Source organism: Oleiphilus sp. HI0066, assembly GCF_001635725.1.
In genome coordinates this window covers 1-988 of record NZ_LWFH01001815.1, presented here as the reverse complement: position 1 = coordinate 988, position 988 = coordinate 1, and the positions used below count along the sequence as shown (strand labels likewise).

The following is a 988-nucleotide window of genomic DNA, read 5'->3' as shown; positions in this document are numbered from 1 at the left end:
TGATGAGCAACCTGAAGCAATGTTCCCAGTTGTACGAGAGATCATCGAACCAGGCAAGAATGCAAGTGCTGCGGCCTTGTTTACCGCGAAATATCGCTTGCAAGAATTGAAAGCAAAATGCGATGCGATTGTTGCAAAATATGATTGTTTGCTAACGCCGACGGCAGGGCGCTTCTTTACAGTTGATGAGCTACTTGAAGAGCCTGTTTTGCGTAACAGTCAGTTGGGACATTACACCAACTATATGAACTTGCTAGACATGAGTGGCTTAGCCATTCCAACAGCCTTCACGGATCAAGGTTTACCTTTTGGCGTGACTTTAGTGGGCCCTGCCTTTGCTGATCGTGCATTGCTGTCCATCGCTAAACGCTTTGAGACATTGTTTGATCTTCCACTCGGCGCTTCAGATTTATCTCGCGAGCGCACAGAAGCCGCACAGGTATCGACAACACAGACGGTAGATGTACTTGTATGTGGTGCGCATTTGGAGGGCTTGCCATTGAACTGGCAGTTGAAGGAGCGCAAGGCAGTACTGAAGTTAAAAACACAAACCGCACCTGGATATCGAATGTATGCACTTGCTGGTGGGCCTCCATTTAGACCTGGCCTAGTGTTAGATGAAGAAAAAGGGGCTGCCATTGATGTCGAGATTTGGACTGTGCCCTCTGAACAGTTTGGGAGTTTTGTTGCAGGAATACCTGCGCCCTTAGGCATTGGTAAGGTCAAACTGGCAGATGGTTCGTTTGTTAGCGGATTCATTTGCGAACCTTACGGTTTAGAAGGCGCCGAAGAAATTACGCAGCTTGGCGGCTGGCGTGCTTACATGGCGACAAAATAAGCCTAGCCTGATCATTTTTTGATTAGGCTCTGGATGTTTTGGTATGTCAGGCAACCATTATGCAAGCTTCACGACAAGGCCAAAACTGTTATCTCATCGTAAGCTCACTCATACTAGTAAAAGTTCAATGTTCAATGCTTGGTGTGAGTG

At 47.1% G+C, this 988-nt stretch carries 1 protein-coding gene; it reads left to right on the top strand.

The window, feature by feature from the left end:
• The coding region (locus A3738_RS28105; protein ID WP_255376215.1) for an amidase family protein at positions 1-838 on the top strand (838 nt) is incomplete at its 5' end.
• Positions 839-988 lie beyond the last annotated feature (150 nt).